Annotated in this window: 1 pseudogene; it reads right to left on the reverse strand. The window is 69.5% G+C overall.

The features are described from left to right. Positions 1-1,393: pseudogene (locus tag AC3ET3_RS36065) on the reverse strand (hypothetical protein); the annotation flags it as partial.

Raw genomic sequence — 1,393 nt, forward strand, 5'->3', positions numbered from 1 at the left:
GACCGGCGAGTCGACCCGGGGCAGGTCCGAACCGGCAGGCGGAGTACCCGTGCCGGGCCGGCCCGCCGCGTCGCCCGGGGCGTCGGGGGCCTTCTGCAGGACATTGCCCCGCTCGTCGAGGAGGTTGCCGGCCGGGTCGTAGTACCGCGCCGGCGCGCCCTCGTCCGTGGGCAGCTTGACCGAGCCCTCCGGCACCGCCGGCACATCGTCGGGCAGCTTGATGTTCCCGTCGGGCAGTTTCGTCGCGCCCTCCGGGATCGCCGTGCCCTCGGGCAGGTGCACCGTGCCGTCCGGGAGCTTGAACGCACCCTCCGGGAGGGTGATCGCGTTGTCCGGCAGCTTCGGGATCTCGATGTTGCCGACGCCCTTGAGCGCGGCGCTGATGTCGCCGATCTTCGACAGACCCGCGCCCGCGCCCTTGGCGACATACGTCATCGGGTCGATGACCTTGCCCGCCTTGCCCGCAGCCGAGAGCACCTTCGCGACCGCGCCCGCCTTGCCCGCACCCGAGACCCCGGCACCGGCGCCACCCGTGAACACGGTCGTCAGCACGTTGAAGGTGACGGCGCCGGCCGCGCGGCCGGGGTTCTTGCCCCACTCGTCCCACGCCACCAGCGCCTTGCCGGTCTCCTTCATCGCCGTACGCGAGTCACGGATCCAGGACGGCAGCTTGTCATCCGGCAGCAGCCAGAACGCCGTCCCCACACCCGGGATGGCGCTGATCGCCAGACCGGTCGCGAGCTGCGCCAGGCCCTTCCACGCCTGGCCCATCGCCTCCCAGCCACCGAAGCCCACCAGCGTGCCCAGGCCCTTGATCGTGCCCCAGATCCCGTCCACGATCAGGCCGTCCCACACGAACGACTTGATCCAGTGACCCGCCTCGTACCAGTGGTGCCGCTCCTCCACCGGGTCACCCCAGGGAAGCTTGGCGTTCTTCATGTCCTCGGCGTTGAAACCGTACTGGTCCTTGCGCTCCGACCCGTCCCCCGCCACCATCTGGGTCCCGCCCCAGATCCCGGTGATCTTGTTGTGACAGGTCCGCTCCGCCGCCCAGAACGCCGCCACCGTCGCGGTGATGTCGTCCCGGAGCTGGTTGTGCTCCTCGACCTTGTCCTCGTCGTAGTCCCACTCGTCATCGTCCTTCACCGACGCGACGAACGTCTGGGCCTTCAGCTTCAGGTCCTTCAGCTTCTGCACCAAAGGACGGATCTCGGTGGCGTAGGAGGAGAGGGCCGAGGAGACGGTCTCCAGATCCGTCGCGAAATCGTTCGCACGCTCCTGCACCGGCTTCGTCGTCGCGAACAGCTGCTCGGCCTCCGGCGCGTGGTAGAACGCCGACAGCCCCTGGAACTTGGAGTGGACGTCACCGCCCGTGGTGCGGACGTTGCCCGCG

The sequence above is a fragment of the Streptomyces sp. bgisy159 genome (assembly GCF_057707805.1).